A 1,126-nucleotide genomic window follows, 5' to 3' on the forward strand; every position below is an offset into this window, starting at 1 on the left:
GTGTCTGAAGATTCGGGTTTGAAAGGCAAGGTCATGAAGCTGGTCGGATTGGTGGGTTGGCGCGGGATGGTGGGTTCGGTGTTGCTCGATCGCATGCAGCAGGAAGGTGACTTTCCGCTGATCGAGCCGATGTTCTTCAGCACCAGCAACGCGGGCGGCAAGGCACCGGCGCAGGCGCGCAACGAGGCGACGCTGCGCGACGCCTACGACATCGACGCGCTCAAGCGCTGCGACATCGTCATCACCGCGCAGGGCGGCGACTACACCACCGAGGTGTTCCCGAAGCTGCGCGCCGCAGGCTGGGCCGGGCACTGGATCGATGCCGCATCGACGCTGCGGATGAAGAGCGACGCGGTGATCGTGCTCGACCCGGTCAACCTGCCGGTGATCCAGAACGCACTGACGCGTGGCGGGCGCAACTGGATCGGCGGCAACTGCACCGTCAGCTGCATGCTGATGGGCGTGGGCGCGCTCTACAAGGCCGGCCTGGTCGAGTGGATGAGCACGCAGACCTACCAGGCCGCCTCGGGCGGCGGAGCGCAGCACATGCGCGAGTTGCTGACCCAGTTCGGCACGCTGAACGCCGAGGTGCGTGACCTGCTCGACGACCCGAAGAGCGCGATCCTCGAGATCGACCGGCGCCTGCTGGCCAAGCAGCGCGGTCTGAGTGAGTCTGAAACGGCCCAGTTCGGCGTGCCGCTGGCCGGCTCGCTGATCCCCTGGATCGACAAGGATCTCGGCATCGGCAAGGGCCGCGACGACGAAGGCTGGGGTGTCAGCCGCGAGGAATGGAAGGGCGGCGCCGAGACCAACAAGATCCTCGGACAGGGCGCGGGTTTCGACAAGCCGGCGGTGCCGGTCGACGGCTTCTGCGTGCGTGTCGGCGCCATGCGTTGTCACAGTCAGTCACTTCTCTTCAAGCTCAAGAAGGATGTGCCGCTGGCCGATATCGAACAATTGATCGCGAGCGACAACGCCTGGGTGAAGGTCGTTCCCAACAACCGCGAAGACACGGTCCGGCAGCTGACACCAGTGGCAGTGACCGGAACATTGGGCATCCCGGTGGGGCGCTTGCGCAAGATGGCGATGGGGCCGGAATACCTCGGCGCCTTCACCATCGGGGACC

At 65.5% G+C, this 1,126-nt stretch carries 1 protein-coding gene; it reads left to right on the forward strand.

All coding sequences use genetic code 11. The features are described from left to right. Positions 1-33 precede the first annotated feature (33 nt). On the forward strand, positions 34-1,126 hold a 1,093-nt coding region (asd, locus tag Q1W68_RS16665; RefSeq protein ID WP_300717132.1), incomplete at its 3' end, for an aspartate-semialdehyde dehydrogenase.

The sequence above is a fragment of the Hydrogenophaga sp. genome, from assembly GCF_030158645.1.
Classification (GTDB): domain Bacteria; phylum Pseudomonadota; class Gammaproteobacteria; order Burkholderiales; family Burkholderiaceae_C; genus Hydrogenophaga.